The following is a 13,447-nucleotide window of genomic DNA, read 5'->3' as shown; positions in this document are numbered from 1 at the left end:
GCTGTGGGCAACACGATGATCTTGGCATGACTGGCTCGGCTGGCAAGCCGCAGTAGCAATCCCTGATGCAGTTGTCGCATGCAGGAAACACGGCACGCCACATCTGGTGGAACCGTCGGCGGTGCCGGGTGTCCGAGCTGTTTTACCCGGAGTATTCCACGATGACCGCGAGTGAACAGCAGGCCATTCTGGCCATTACCCTGCTTGCCGCTTTCTGCGACGGCGACAAGGACAGCCGTGAACGCGATGCGATCAAGGGCATTGCCGCATCGCTGGGCGGGCAGGGGGTGGATCTGCCGCGGCTGTATCAGGACGTGCTGCTCAAGCGCTATACGCAGGCCGATGCAGTGGCGGCGCTGCAGGATGAAGGGGCGCGGCAACTGGCCTACGAGATGGCCGTGTGCGTTGTGGATGCCGATGGCCGACAGACGGCGGCCGAGACGGCCTTTCTGGCCGCGCTGAAAACCGCGCTCGGGCTGGATGGCGCGGCGGCGGCCATCGAAGCCGAAGCCAATGCCTGGTTCGGTTATGACATCCCGGCAGTGGGGGCCGCGTCACCCGTCGCGGTGCCCCTTGCACCTGCAGCGCAGCAGACCGCGCTGCTGACCCTGCCGCTGGAGACCGAGCGGGCGCTGGATGCTTCGGTGCTGCGCTTTGCCATTGTGTGCGGCGCGCTGGAGTTGTTGCCGCAATCGTGGGCGACGATGGCGATTGTGCCGCTGCAGCTGAAGCTGGTGCATGGCGTGGGCAAGGCCTATGGTATCGAGCTGGATCAGGGGCATATCCGCGAATTTCTGGCGGCCGCCGGTGTGGGGCTGACCTCGCAGTATGTCGAGCAGTTCGGCCGCAAGCTGCTGGGCGGGCTGCTGGGCAAATATGCCGGCAAGACGGCCGGCAAGGCCGGCCGCGCGGCGACGGGCATCGCGTTTTCCTTTGCCACTACCTACGCCCTGGGCCAGCTGGCCAAGCGCTATTACGCCGGCGGCCGCAAGATGGAAACGGCGGTGCTGAAGGACACCTTCGGCCAGCTGCTGGCACCGGCCAGGCAGTTGCAGAGCCAGTATCTGCCGCAGATCCAGCAGCAGGCCCGCACACTGGATTACGGTACGGTAATGCAGCTGGTGAAAAACGGGGTGTAAAACGAAGCTGTTCGTCAGTAGCCGGAAAGCTATACACTGCCGCCCGTGTGAGTGACTGCGGCGGGGCTGTGGGTGAGTTACGACCTGAATTTCTGGAAATACGCGGATGGCGTCAGCGCCGATCATCAGCAGGTGTATGAGCAGCTGTGCGAAGGCCTGCCCGTGGGGGGGCTGCAGAGCCTGCCGATTGCCGCGCTGGTGGCTGACATTGCCGCTGACTTTGCCGATGGCTGGCTGCGTGTCGGCGAATCCAGCTGGGAGGGGCCGCAGGGCGCCTTTACGCTGACGACTTCGCCCCAATGGCTGCGCGTGGATTGTCATGGCCTGTCCGGCTCGGTGATGAACCGCTTTATCGATCTGGCCGCTTGCTATGGCTGCCCGCTGTATGATCCGCAGACGGGCGTGCGTTACGACGGCTGAGCCATGTTGCCGGATCTGTATACCTTGCTGCCCTGGGGGCTGATCGGTCTGGCCTTGGGGATGGCTCTGCTGGGGGGCTCGGCACGGCGATGGTTGTGGCCGGCGGTGTGTGGCTACGCGCTGGCGGTACTGGCCGGCCGGCTGGGGGCGGTCGTGCTGTTGCCGCTGGGCTTGCTGCTGCTGGCGGGGGGCTTGTTGCGGGCGACGGGCGTGCTGGCACGGCGAGCCGGCATCGGTGTGCTGTTGCTGGTGGCGGCTGGGCTCGTGCTACACCGATTTCCCGGTTTTGGCAATCTGCCCTTATGGCAGGCTCAGACGCTCGGCCCCGGCGTGCTGCCAAGCAGTGCTTACCTGAATCTCGACAAACCCTTGCTGGGGCTGGCACTGCTGCTGCGGTATCCGCCGCCGCCGCCAAGTCGCGCTGCGATACGGGCACTGGTGCTGCTGCCCGCCACGGTGGTGCTGGTGCTGGCACTGGCCTGGCTCGCCGGTGTGATCGCCTGGCAGCCGGTCTGGTCGCCCGGGCGCGGGCCGGCCTGGCCGCTGGTGGTGCTGTGGCTGGCGAATAATCTGCTGATTGTCTGTGTGGTCGAGGAGCTGCTGTTTCGTGGCGGGCTGCAAGCCTGGCTGGCCCGGCGCTGGTCGGGGTGGCGGCATGGCCCGATGCTGGCGCTGCTGTTCACGGCCGTGCTGTTCGGGCTGGCGCATGCGCCGGGTGGCGTGGCGTGGGTGCTGCTGGCGACCCTGGCCGGGCTGGGCTACGGACTGGCCTGGCAGCGGGGTGGCCTGCCGGCGGCGGTGCTGGTGCATTTTGCCGTGAATGCCGGGCATTTTCTGCTGTTCAGCTACCCGCAGTTGGCTTGATATGTGCAATGGGTATATTCCGGATGGCTTTTGATGCCGGATGTTACGGGCTGATACCTGAATGGGTTTGTGGCTGGCTGGCGCGATCCGGCAACAGCCTGCAGCATCCGCTTCCTTCCTGAGGCAAGATAGGCAACCATTTGTGTGCGATCCGGTCACAGAACCGGCCATTCTGGAGGAAATACCATGCGTAACGCTCATTACTGTCTGCTGCCCGTACTCGCCGCGCTGATCCTGCCGGCGGCGCTGGCCGGCGGGCGGATCTACGAATGCTCGGATCAGACCCGCCGGATGTTCGAGCCGGCCGATGGCCAGTTCTGGCTGCACGAATCCGGTGGTGGCAAGCTGGCGCTCACGCCGGTTCCCGACAGCGAACAGCGCTGCTATCAGGCCGATGGCGTGCAGTGGACGATCAAGGGCGCCAGCGCCACGCTGGTTCGGCCGGGCAAGCCCGACGTGAGCTGCCAGGGCAACCCGATCATGCTGCGTGCCGAGCTGGGCTGGGCCGGGCGCAATACCTACCCCGGCGCGCGGATCGAAGCGCGGCTGCAGGACATCAGCAAGGGCGAGAAAAACGCTGTCCTGGTGGAGGAACAGAAGCTCCAGCATCACAGCGGCATGCCCTTTGCGCTGAGCTTCCGCCTCCCCGATACGCTGGACCCGCAGAGCAAGCTCCGGCTTTCCGTATCGATGTTTGATCTGGAAGGTAAGTTGTTCATGCGGGGCGAGGCCGAACTGCCACCCGTCGAGCCGCCCCAGTTGAGCGTGCCGCTGCAGCTGGAGCCGGTCGGCAGCCGGCGCCCGCTGACCGCGAGCGCGGCCAGCCAGGTCAGCCGCGCGCGCTGATCAGGTCGCCGGCTGGGCCTTGCGCTTGCGCAGGGCCAGCCAGAGCGTCAGCACGACCACGCCGAGCAGCACCAGAATCAGCGGCCAGATCATCACCAGCAGTAGCACGAACTCCTGCAGTCCGCGCCAGCCCGTATGCAGGGCTTCGGCACAGCGGCTGAGAAAGCCTGGGCCAGCCTCGGCAATGGCCGCATCAAGATCGGCTGCGGTATGCCGTGCCAGCAGGGCCGGTTGCGAGAATTCCAGTGTGAGCGTGCTGTACGCCACCTGATCGGCAAACTGCTTTTCCTGCAGCAGCGCCTCATCCTGCTGCGCCTGCGCGCTGGTGCGGGCCTGGATGGCGGCCACCCGTTCGGCGGTCTTGCCCGGCTGGGTGCTGACTTCCGTCAAGGCCTGTCGGGCTGCCTGCTGGCGCAATTGCTCCAGCCGAGCCCGCAATAGGGCGAGCGAGGCATCCTGCGCGCTGTAGTTGCGTTCATCCAGTACCGTGATCTGGCTGGCCAGTGCGCGCAGAAAATCACGGGTCCTGCCGGCGGGAATGCGCACGACCAGACTGGCACGGGGGGTTAGCGCTTCGATCACCTGCACCTGTTGCTGCGGCATCGCGACCCGGGTGACTTCGCTGCGGCTGGTGGCGATCGTGCTGCGTTCGATGAAGCCACCATGCTCGCTGCTCAGGTCTTCGATGAAGCGGGTCGAGCGGTAGACATCCTGCACTTCGAAGCGCAGTTCGGAGCGGATGATGAACTGGCGCTCGCCCTGGCTCTGGGTGATGAGCCCGGATTGCAGCACGCTGGCGACCGAGGAGGCGGCTGGTGCAGTCGGGGCCTGTTCGGCTGCTGGCTCCGCAACGGAGTCGGCGGCCGGTGCCGCGCCGGCTGGATAGGCTTCTTCCTTCTTGCTGCAGGCAAGCAGGAGCGCAGCGGCTAGGGTGATCAGGAGCACGGACGGGCGCATGGCTGGATTTCCTTCAAGTAATGCTGAATCCTAGGTGGTTGGCCATTACTGTTGCTGTAATCAAATGTGCGGATGTGTTTCGTCTCACAGTAGGCCGCCTGCCGCAAGAAGCGCGGACGGGATGGCGCCGGTGTTCAGATGCGGTTCACCCTCGCGGCGATATGCTGTTTCCACAGGCGCCCTGATGGCGCAATGGAGTACAGCATGAAGCACTGGATCATTTCGCTGGCCCTGTTCGCCGGCACCGCATCGGCCGTCGTTGCCGCTGGCGGCGTGTCAGTCAATATCGGCAAGCCCGATTTTTACGGCCGGATCGTGCTGGGCGATCAGCAACCCCAGATCATCTATCCGCAGCCGGTCATCATCAGCCCGCCCCGGGACGAAGCACGTCCGGTGTATGTCCGGGTGCCCCCCGGGCATGAGCGCCACTGGGGCAAGCATTGCTGGCGCTACGAGGCCTGTGATCGGCCGGTGTATTTCGTGCGCGACAGCTGGTATCGCACTGTCTACGTGCCGGCCTATTACCGGCGACATGCTGTCCAGCGAGACGATGATCGCTATGCCTACGATGACCGGTACCGCCATGGTCACCGGCATGGCTGGCATGGTCGTGACCATGACGACGATTGACGGCACAGACGGGCTTGCGCTGGATCAGATCTGTCGTGATCGGTGCGGGTAGGCCTTATCCGCGCGGTATACTCGTTTATCGTGTGTGCCGACCGGAAAAATGGTGCCAGAGCCTGCCGCCCCTTGCCTGCAGCTATCCGCGCTGACGCTTGCCGATGCAGCGGCTTTGCTGCCGATCTGGTCAGACCGGGAGGTAACCCGCTTCACCTATGTTCGCGGGGTGCGCACGCTGGCTGATAGCGAAGCGCGGATTCAGGGTATTCTGGCCGGCTTTACCGGCATCGGTCCCTGGGTCGTGCGCGAAGCTGGCGAGGTGATCGGTTTTGCCGGCGCGGTGCGCTTGCCCGGCCCGGATGAATTCGAAGTTTTCTATCATTTTGCCCGGTCCAGCTGGGGGCGGGGCATCGGCAAGATCGTGCTGCAGCGCCTGCTGCAAGCCGCCTTTGTCGAGCATGGTGCCTGTTGCGTGCATGCCGGTGCGGTTGCTGCCAATCCGGCCAGCTGGCATTTGCTCGAGCAGGCCGGGTTTCGCCGCTCGGGCGTGCGCGAGCAGGGCTTTCGCACGCGATCGGGGTGCTTTGATCTCTACCATTACACCCTGCTGCGGCCGAGCGAAGCCGGACAGTTGTAATATTACCGTTTTCTGCGGGATCTCCTTCAGCGCGGTTTAAGTCAGGCCGGCGTAGCATGGCTGCATGCGTGACGGGCATGGAGGGCTCGCAATGAAAATCGTCTATGGCCTGCTGGCAATGGTGGTCGGCACCTGGTTGCTCACTCTGTGGCAGGCGCCACCGGCAGTGGCGGATATCTGGTGGTGGCGCAGCCAGCTGATCAATCTGAGTGGTGCACTGTCGTTTGTGCTGATGGGGTTCATCATGCTGCTGGCCGTGCGGCCGGCATGGCTGGAAAGCCGCTTCGGTGGTCTGGACCGGATGTACCGCGTGCATAAATGGGCGGGGATCGCTGCCATCAGTTTTGCCCTGCTGCACTATGGACTGGATCTGGCGAAAGGCCTGCTGCGCCTGTTTGTCGAGCGCCCGCCCCGAGTGCCTCGTCCTGACTACTGGCTGGATGTGCTGCGCGGGCCCGTGAAGGATCTGGGGGAGTGGTCGGTCTGGCTGCTGGCCGGCATGCTGGTGATTACGCTCTGGCAACGTTTCCCGTATCACGTCTGGCGTTACGTGCATAAAATCCTTGCCGTCATCTTTCTGGTGCTGGCCGCGCATGCGGTTGTGCTGGCGCCACCTGCCTGGTGGCAGCAACCGCTGGGTCTGCTGATCGGAAGCGCGGCCCTGCTTGGCAGCGCCTGTGCCCTGCTGTCGCTCGCCGGGCGAATCGGGCGGCGCCGGCAGGCTCGGGCCGAAGTGCTGTCTGTCACGCAGCGCGGTGATGTGCTGCTGCTGGAGTGCCGTGTACCGCCGGATTGGCGCCATGAGGCCGGCCAGTTTGCCTTTGTGCGTCTCCCGGGCTGGGAAGGCGCTCATCCGTTCACGATTGCCAGTGCCCCAGGGGAAAATCGCAGCCTGCGCTTCTGCATCAAGGCTCTGGGAGACTATACGGCGCGCTTACCCGCATTGCTGCAGCCGGGGCAGATGCTCACGCTGGAAGGGCCATATGGCCGCTTTACGCCGCCGGCTTCGGGTAGGCCGCAGCGCTGGGTCGCCGCAGGGATCGGTATAACTCCCTTTCTGGCCTGGCTGGAAAGCTGGCAGGCGCACCCCGCCAGTGCGCCGGTGGCCGATTTGCATTTTTGCGTGAGCGATGCGGCCAGCGCACCGGAGCTGGACCGCGTGCAGCAACTCTGTACCGGACTGCCTTCAGTCAATCTGCACCTGCACGACAGCAAGGCGGCAGGTCGTGCCGATGCGCCACGGTTGCTGGCAAGGCTGCCGCAGGATGCGCAGGTCTGGTTCTGCGGGCCGCAGGGGCTGGGCGATGCGCTGGAGGCATTTCTGCGCGAGCAGGGCTTGTCGCAGGCACTGCATCGCGAAGTATTCCGTCTGCGCTAAATGGGGGTATGCCTTTAAGGGCTATTCATAAAAAGCAGTTTGGCTGTGAGGGGTGGTGGGTATCTTTTTACCACAAGCCAACCAGCTCTTTGCAGGCCTGCTCCATCGCAGGCTTGAGTTCGAGGTAGCAGGGCAGATTCAGCTCGAGTGCCTGATGCGGCTCGGGCAGATCCAGCAGCATGACCTCTTCCATGCCACCGGCAAACAGATTGGCGACATACACCACGTCGCTGAGTGTGCGCAATGTCTCGACTGTCGGGCGCGGCACGTCGTTTTCGCGCACGGCATCAATGACTGCTTCGGGCAGGGCCAGATTGTCCAGCACGATGGTGCCGATGCTTTCATGCCACTGTGCAATCAGATACTGCAGGGTTTTCGGCCGTTCCAGCAGTTCCGGGTAATTCCGTGCCCGATCCAGCAGATAAAAGGCTCCCAGGTCGTGTACCAGCCCGGCCAGCTGGGCCAGTTCGGGGTTCACTCGCGTGAGGCTGCGGGCGAGCACTTTGGCAATGGCGGCAGTGTGCAGGCTGTGCAGCCACAGTGTCCGCGAATAATCCTCGAACTGGGCCAATTCGGCCGAGCTGCGCAATTGCTGCATGGCACAGCCCAGCGCGACGCCTCGCGCCGTATCCAGCCCGATGCGATTGATGGCCTGTGCCACATCATGTACCGGGCTGCCCGAAGGGTTGTAGGCAACGCTATTGGCCAGCTGCAGCAACTTGGCGGTGATCAGCGGATCGTGCTGGATTTCCTGCGCAATCCGTTGCAGCGAGGCCGTCGGGCTTTTCATGATGCCGCTGATCTTGATGGTGGCATCAAAACAGACCGGAAATACCAGATCCCCCTCCAGCTCGCGGGCGATGTCCTGCAGCATGGCGAGACGGTCGTCGCGCAACTGGTCGATGGTCTTGTTGGGTGTGGATGTGGCAGTCATTGATTTGTCAGTTTTTTGTCAATCAGACTCGAGCTTCCAGCATAAACCAGCCTGCCGGTGACGCAAAGCCGTGCGTGTGAGCGCGCTAGTTCCTGGCCGGCGGGCGGCCGAGTGCCTGTTCCAGCTGCTGAAGTTCCGCAGTGCTCAGTGCGCGGTAGCTTCCTTTGCCCAGCTGTCCCAACTGCAGTGGGCCGATGGCTACACGCACCAGTCGCAATGTGGCAATGCCATGAGCCTCCAGCAGGCGGCGGATGTGACGATTGCGTCCCTCATCCAGGGTGATGGCCAGCCAGCTGTTTTTCTCGCCCTGACGCAGCAGTGCCGCATGCTTGGCGCGCAGCAGTCCTTCGGGCGCTGCGATGCCGGATTCCAGCCGGGCCAGTAGCTCCGTGTCGGCCACACAGTCGATCTGTACGTGATAGAGCTTGTCCAGATGGCTGGCAGGGTCCGTCAGGCGGGCAGCCCAGCGGGTGTCATTGCTCAGAAGCAGCAGGCCTTCGCTGGCCATGTCCAGCCGCCCCACCGGCCCCAGCCATGGCAGCGCGGGGTCGTTCAGCAGGTCGTAGACGGTCTGGCGCCCCTGTTCGTCACTCGCCGTCGTCACATAACCACGCGGCTTGTTGAGCATCAGGTAGACATGCTGCCGGGCGCTGACCGCCGTTCCGTCGACGCTCAGCTGATCCTGAGCCAGACTGACCCGGCGGTTCAGATTGGTTTCGCGCCGGCCATTGACACTGACGCGGCCGGCCAGTACCAGCGCCTCGGCCTGACTGCGCGAGCAGTAGCCCAGGCGTGACAGGGCACGGGCGATACTGGCGATCTGCTCATGCTGCCTGCCCGGAGTGGCCTTGGCTCTATCCGCAGCGCGGTGCTGTGCTGGCGGAGAACGGCGGAGAGGGCGTGTCACGCGCGCTGCTCCACGAAAATCCGGATTTGTCTGAGCGCAGGAAAGCGTTCGCGCAGGCTGGCCGTGTCCACGGGGCGAACCGGGGTCTCGGCCAGCAGAATGTCGAGTTCAACCGCGCCTTCGACAAAGTGCAGGTGCAATTGATGTGCTTGCTGTGCCAGTTGTGCGGCCACCGCGCAGGCCAGCTCATCGCGGGGCGGTAGCGGTAGCAGGTGCGATTCGCATTCTTCACGCGGATCGACGTGGACGGTGATATTGAGCACGGCATGCGTTGCCATGACACGGTCGTGGCAACGCACCGCAATCAGATGGCCTTCGGTGACACTGATGCGCGGATCAACCTCGATATGGGCATCGATGACGGCCAGATCGCCCATCTTGCGGGTGCGCAGGTCGTGAACGCCCAGTACCCCGGGGGTGCCCGCCAGGGTGGCGGTAATGGCTGTGACCTCATCAGCAGGCAGGGCGCGATCCATCAGGTCGTGCAGGGCATCCCAGGAGAATTCCCAGCCCATCTTGCCGACCATGATGCCGACAATCAGCGCCGCCAGCGGGTCAAGCAGCGGATAGCCGAGCAGGTTGCCGACGATGCCCACGGCAACAACCAGCGAAGACGCCGCATCCGAGCGGGCGTGCCAGGCGTTGGCGATCAGCATGCTGGAACTCACCCGTTTGGCAACGGCCAGCATATAGCGGAAGAGACCTTCCTTGCCCGCGAGTGCCAGCAGTGCCACCCAAAGTGCAACCGGATGCACGCGGGCGATGTGTTCCGGATGCAGCAGCTTGTCCGCTGCCGTCCAGAGCATGCCGGCACCGACGACCAGCAGCAGGACACCCAGCACCAGAGAGGCGGCATTCTCGAAGCGGGCGTGGCCGTACTGGTGATCGTCGTCCGCATCCTTGTGACTGTGATGGTTGACGAACAGCACGACAAAGTCGGCCAGCAGATCCGAAAGCGAGTGAACGCCATCGGCGACCAGGGCCTGTGATTTGGCCAGAATGCCGACCACGATCTGGACAATCGTGAGCAGCACATTCACGACCACGCTGACCAGGGTACTGGTGCGGGCGGCATTCTGGCGTTCGGTGGCAGAAGCACTGCCGGCTGTTTCGATCATCGCGCTCATGGTGCGGGAACGGGCAAAAACTGCATTCTAGCAGCGCAGGCTTATGCCAAGCTGAATCTGAAGCAAACTCCTGCTTCGGCTACAATGCGGTTTCAGGGTGGCCTGTTGCCGGCCCTTGTTGCGGAGTTCATGAATAATTTTCTGCTGATCGTTGCCGCGTTGTTGCTGGTGGCGTTGAACGGTTTCTTTGTCGCGGCTGAATTCGGCCTGGTCAAACTGCGCCAGACCCGTGTGCGCAGCATTGCCAAACTGCATGGCCTGCGTGGGCGCATTCTGTTGCATGTGCATGGTCAGCTTGATGCCTACCTCTCGGCCTGCCAGCTCGGCATTACGCTCGCTTCGTTGGGCCTGGGCTGGATCGGCGAGCCGGCATTTGCCGAACTGCTGCATCCAGTGCTGGTTACCTTCGGTATTACCGAACCGAAACTGGTACATACGATTTCCTTCGTGTTCGCTTTCAGTGTGATTTCCTTTTTGCACATCGTGGTGGGCGAGCTGGCGCCCAAATCGATGGCGATCCGCAAACCCGAGGCCGTCGGCCTGTGGACAGCCACGCCGCTGTGGCTGTTCTACTGGCTGATGTACCCGGGAATCTGGCTGTTGAACCGCAGTGCGAATTCCGTGCTGAAGCTTGCGGGCCTCGATACCGAAGCCGGGCATGACAGCCATTATTCGCCCGAAGAATTGAAGCTGATCCTGCGTGGCAGCCGCAACAAGGGCGGCAAGGAAGGCGAGGACTGGAACGTGCTGGCACAGGCCATCGATTTCAGCCGGCTCAAGGTGTCCGATCTGATGCGGCCGTTTCACGAGGCAGTCGCGCTGCATGCCGGGGATGCCCTGGCAACCCAGCTGGAGACGATTGCGCAGAACCGCTACAGCCGCTATCCGCTGCTGGATGAAGAGGGGCATGTGCAGGGCGTGGTGCATCTCAAAGATGTATTCATGCGCCAACTGCAGGATAAGGATGGGATTGATCTCGCCGAGCTGGCCCGACCTGTCGAAACGGTCACCCCGCAGGCTGCGGCGATTGATCTGTTTCGCCGTTTTCGTGCCGGTGCCCCGCACTTCGCCGTGGTGTGTTACGACGACGAAGTGCCGCTGGGCTTTGTGACGCTGGATAATCTGCTGGGTGCGGTGGTCGGAGAAATCCGTGACGAATTCCGTCAGGCGCGGCAGGACTGGCTGGAGCAGGACGATGGTACGCTGATCGGCAAGGGCAGCCTGCCGCTGTTTACGTTAAGCCGGGCTCTGGGCCGCGACATCGATCACCCGGAGGCGGAAACCATCGGTGGCTTGATCCAGTGGAAGCTGGGTAGTCTGCCGGAAGAAGGGCAGCGGATCGTCTTCGAGCACTTCGATGTGGTGGTCAAAAAGATGCGTGGTCCACGCATCTTGCTGGTGCGAATCATGCCCAAGGATCTGGATGAGGTTCCGGGACATCATCATCACTAATAGCTATATGGGTATTTAGACGAAAGCTTTTAAATAAAAGCCTTTCTGTCATATACCCCTAGCCACCCCTACTGGCAGCATTGCCGGAAGGCGCTATCCCGGCTGCGCTGGACGGCTTGCGGCAGCTGGCCAGTTCGCGATTGAATGCGGGCAGGAAGTCGCTGCTTTCATGCGCTAGGAACTGATGGCTGAAATACAGGCCCATCGGTTTATCCTGTTGCAGTGTCGAGCGGATGCGGTTTTCGGCCCCTGACTTCTGGATGGCTTCCTGCATGGCCAGATCACTGGCCAGTACGGCTTCGACACGCCCGGCCAGCAGCATGCGCAGCAACTGTTCGTGATTGTACGGGGCCGCGTAGATCATGTACCCACTTTGCTTGAGCCATTGCATCATGTTCGATCCGAGATAGGCGCCGACCTTGTAGTGGCTGCGGAAATCCGCATCCAGCGGATCTGCCTGGCTGCTGCTCAGCAGGTACCAGCGCCACTGCTGTGGCGCCACGGTTGCACTGATGGTGGCATAGCTGTCGCGCTCGCTGTTTTGCGAGGCGGGAAAGAAACCGTCTGCCTGACCGGCCTTGACCGTATTCTGTGCGCGGACCCAGGGAACAAACTGGAACTGTACTGTCCGTCCCATGCGCTGCATGGCGCAGCGCACGGCATCCAGTGCCAGACCACTCTGACGGCCGCGTTCATCCTCCATGTTGTAAGGTGCTTGCTGCTGTGTCATCAGGCGGATGGTGGGGTGTTCCGCGAGGGCCTGAGCCATGTACAGCAGAGAGAATGACAGCAGAATCGTGCGCACGGTCAGCTTCCTTACAGGTGCAGGAGATATGTTTATAGGTGTTTTCCCTGACGCCTGTCTAGCGTTTTTGCGTAAGCCCCATGCCGGCGTGGCATAAATGCCAAACGGCAGCCGCCGCTGCCGTTTGGCGTCGCATCATGCAGTCATTCAGGCAACAAAGCGGCGCAGCGCCTTGCCCAGACGCTGCAAGCCTTCATCGATGTCCGTATCGTCGATGACCAGCGAGGGGGCGAAACGCACGACGTTAGGGCCAGCCATCAGCACCATCAGGCCTTCTTCAGTGGCCAGGTTGAGAATGTCCTTTGCCCGGCCGGCATACTCGTCCCGGAGTACCGCACCGATCAAGAGGCCCAGGCCGCGAACCTCGGCAAAGACGGCTGTTTCGGCGTTTAGCACTTCAAGGCCTGCCAGATAACGCTGGTGCTTGGCCTTTACTCCCGCCAGTACAGCCGGGTCGCTGACGATGTCGAAAACCTTGCCGGCAACGGCGCAGGCCAGCGGATTGCCACCATAGGTGGTGCCGTGCGTGCCGGCCACCAGATGCTTGGCGATCTCGGCGGTAGTCAGCATGGCGCCGATCGGGAAGCCGCCCCCCAGGCTCTTGGCGCTGGAAAGGATGTCCGGTGTAACGCCGTATTCCTGATAGGCGAACAGGCTGCCGGAGCGGCCCATGCCGGTTTGCACTTCGTCGAAAATCAGGAAGGCATTGTGCTTGTCGCACAGTTCGCGTACGCCTTGCAGGAATTCGCGGCTGGCCGGCAGTACGCCGCCTTCGCCCTGGATTGGCTCGATGATCACGCAGGCAGTATCGTCGTCGATCAGCGCCTTCAGGCTGTCCAGATTGTTGTACTCGAAATAGGCAATGCCCTGCGGCTTCGGGCCAAAGCCGTCGGAATACTTCGGCTGGCCGCCGACGGTGACGGTGAAAAAGGTGCGACCGTGAAAGCTGTTCAGGGTCGAGAGCACCTTGTGCTTCTGTTCGCCAAAGCGTTCGATGGCTGCGCGGCGAGCCAGTTTCAGCGCAGCTTCGTTGGCTTCGGCCCCCGAGTTGCAGAAGAAGACCTTGTCGGCAAAGGTGGCATCCACCAGTTTCTGAGCAAGCGCCAGCGCCGGCTCGTTGGTATAGACATTGGAGACGTGCCAGAGCTGTTTCGCCTGCTCGGTGAGCGCACTGACCAACGCCGGATGGCAGTGGCCTAGTGCATTCACGGCAATCCCGCCGGCAAAATCGATGTACTCGCGACCTTCCTGATCCCAGATGCGGCTACCGGCACCGCGCACCGGAACAAAGGCGGCAGGCGCGTAATTGGGAACCATGTACTGATCAAATGCGGAGCGGGGAAGTGCCATCGGGATG

The 13,447-nt window shown here is 62.8% G+C and carries 14 protein-coding genes; 8 read left to right on the top strand and 6 right to left on the bottom strand.

Annotated elements, in window-relative coordinates:
* The first annotated feature begins 161 nt into the window (after window positions 1-161).
* The 4 genes from INR99_RS10230 (at window position 162) to INR99_RS10215 (ending at window position 3,269) form a co-directional block, all read left to right on the top strand.
* A complete protein-coding gene (locus INR99_RS10230; RefSeq protein ID WP_194116250.1) occupies window positions 162-1,139 on the top strand; it encodes a YcjF family protein in 978 nt (325 codons plus the stop codon).
* Window positions 1,140-1,211: 72 nt separating this feature from the next.
* Window positions 1,212-1,559, top strand: a complete 348-nt coding sequence (locus INR99_RS10225) for a hypothetical protein (protein ID WP_194116249.1) — start codon at window positions 1,212-1,214, stop codon at window positions 1,557-1,559.
* A 3-nt stretch (window positions 1,560-1,562) separates the two neighbouring features.
* Window positions 1,563-2,423: a CPBP family intramembrane glutamic endopeptidase gene (locus INR99_RS10220; protein WP_194116248.1), complete on the top strand. Its 861-nt coding sequence runs from the start codon at window positions 1,563-1,565 to the stop codon at window positions 2,421-2,423.
* Between the two features lie 186 nt (window positions 2,424-2,609).
* Window positions 2,610-3,269 (top strand): hypothetical protein, encoded by a 660-nt coding sequence (locus INR99_RS10215; RefSeq protein WP_194116247.1) that lies wholly within the window; start codon window positions 2,610-2,612, stop codon window positions 3,267-3,269.
* On the opposite strand, the gene INR99_RS10210 is transcribed toward INR99_RS10215, so the two are convergent.
* Entirely contained in the window at window positions 3,270-4,226 is a 957-nt protein-coding gene (locus INR99_RS10210) for a DUF4349 domain-containing protein (protein ID WP_194116246.1), read from the bottom strand.
* 204 nt (window positions 4,227-4,430) lie between these two features.
* Here INR99_RS10210 and INR99_RS10205 point away from each other — a divergent pair, with 204 nt between their 5' ends.
* The 3 genes from INR99_RS10205 (at window position 4,431) to INR99_RS10195 (ending at window position 6,865) form a co-directional block, all read left to right on the top strand.
* Window positions 4,431-4,856, top strand: coding sequence for a hypothetical protein (locus INR99_RS10205; protein WP_194116245.1), 426 nt, complete (start codon window positions 4,431-4,433; stop codon window positions 4,854-4,856).
* Between the two features lie 103 nt (window positions 4,857-4,959).
* Window positions 4,960-5,487, top strand: a complete 528-nt coding sequence (locus INR99_RS10200; protein ID WP_194116244.1) for a GNAT family N-acetyltransferase — start codon at window positions 4,960-4,962, stop codon at window positions 5,485-5,487.
* A gap of 91 nt (window positions 5,488-5,578) precedes the next feature.
* Entirely contained in the window at window positions 5,579-6,865 is a 1,287-nt protein-coding gene (locus INR99_RS10195; protein WP_194116243.1) for a ferredoxin reductase family protein, read from the top strand.
* A 67-nt stretch (window positions 6,866-6,932) separates the two neighbouring features.
* Here the strand turns inward: INR99_RS10195 and INR99_RS10190 are convergent, their stop codons facing one another.
* The 3 genes from INR99_RS10190 to INR99_RS10180 form a co-directional block, all read right to left on the bottom strand.
* Window positions 6,933-7,799 carry an HDOD domain-containing protein gene (locus tag INR99_RS10190; RefSeq protein WP_194116242.1) on the bottom strand — a complete coding sequence of 289 codons (867 nt, stop codon included), beginning with the start codon at window positions 7,797-7,799 and terminating at the stop codon, window positions 6,933-6,935.
* A gap of 85 nt (window positions 7,800-7,884) precedes the next feature.
* Window positions 7,885-8,706: a pseudouridine synthase gene (locus tag INR99_RS10185; protein WP_308431476.1), complete on the bottom strand. Its 822-nt coding sequence runs from the start codon at window positions 8,704-8,706 to the stop codon at window positions 7,885-7,887.
* Complete coding sequence (locus INR99_RS10180; protein WP_194116241.1) at window positions 8,703-9,833, bottom strand: cation diffusion facilitator family transporter; 1,131 nt, start codon at window positions 9,831-9,833, stop codon at window positions 8,703-8,705. The genes INR99_RS10185 and INR99_RS10180 overlap by 4 nt, the downstream gene beginning before the upstream one ends.
* Before the next feature lie 129 nt (window positions 9,834-9,962).
* Here INR99_RS10180 and INR99_RS10175 point away from each other — a divergent pair, with 129 nt between their 5' ends.
* A complete protein-coding gene (locus INR99_RS10175) occupies window positions 9,963-11,285 on the top strand; it encodes a hemolysin family protein (RefSeq protein ID WP_194116240.1) in 1,323 nt (440 codons plus the stop codon).
* Between the two features lie 58 nt (window positions 11,286-11,343).
* Here INR99_RS10175 and INR99_RS10170 read toward each other — a convergent pair whose 3' ends face one another.
* Window positions 11,344-12,090 carry a substrate-binding periplasmic protein gene (locus tag INR99_RS10170; RefSeq protein ID WP_194116239.1) on the bottom strand — a complete coding sequence of 249 codons (747 nt, stop codon included), beginning with the start codon at window positions 12,088-12,090 and terminating at the stop codon, window positions 11,344-11,346.
* 147 nt (window positions 12,091-12,237) lie between these two features.
* Window positions 12,238-13,440 (bottom strand): aspartate aminotransferase family protein, encoded by a 1,203-nt coding sequence (locus tag INR99_RS10165; RefSeq protein ID WP_194116238.1) that lies wholly within the window; start codon window positions 13,438-13,440, stop codon window positions 12,238-12,240.
* Window positions 13,441-13,447: the final 7 nt, after the last annotated feature.

The organism is Chitinilyticum piscinae (assembly GCF_015223195.1).
Lineage (GTDB): Bacteria > Pseudomonadota > Gammaproteobacteria > Burkholderiales > Chitinibacteraceae > Chitinilyticum > Chitinilyticum piscinae.
Note: the sequence above shows the minus strand (reverse complement) of the source record. Positions and strands in the feature narration are given on the sequence as shown.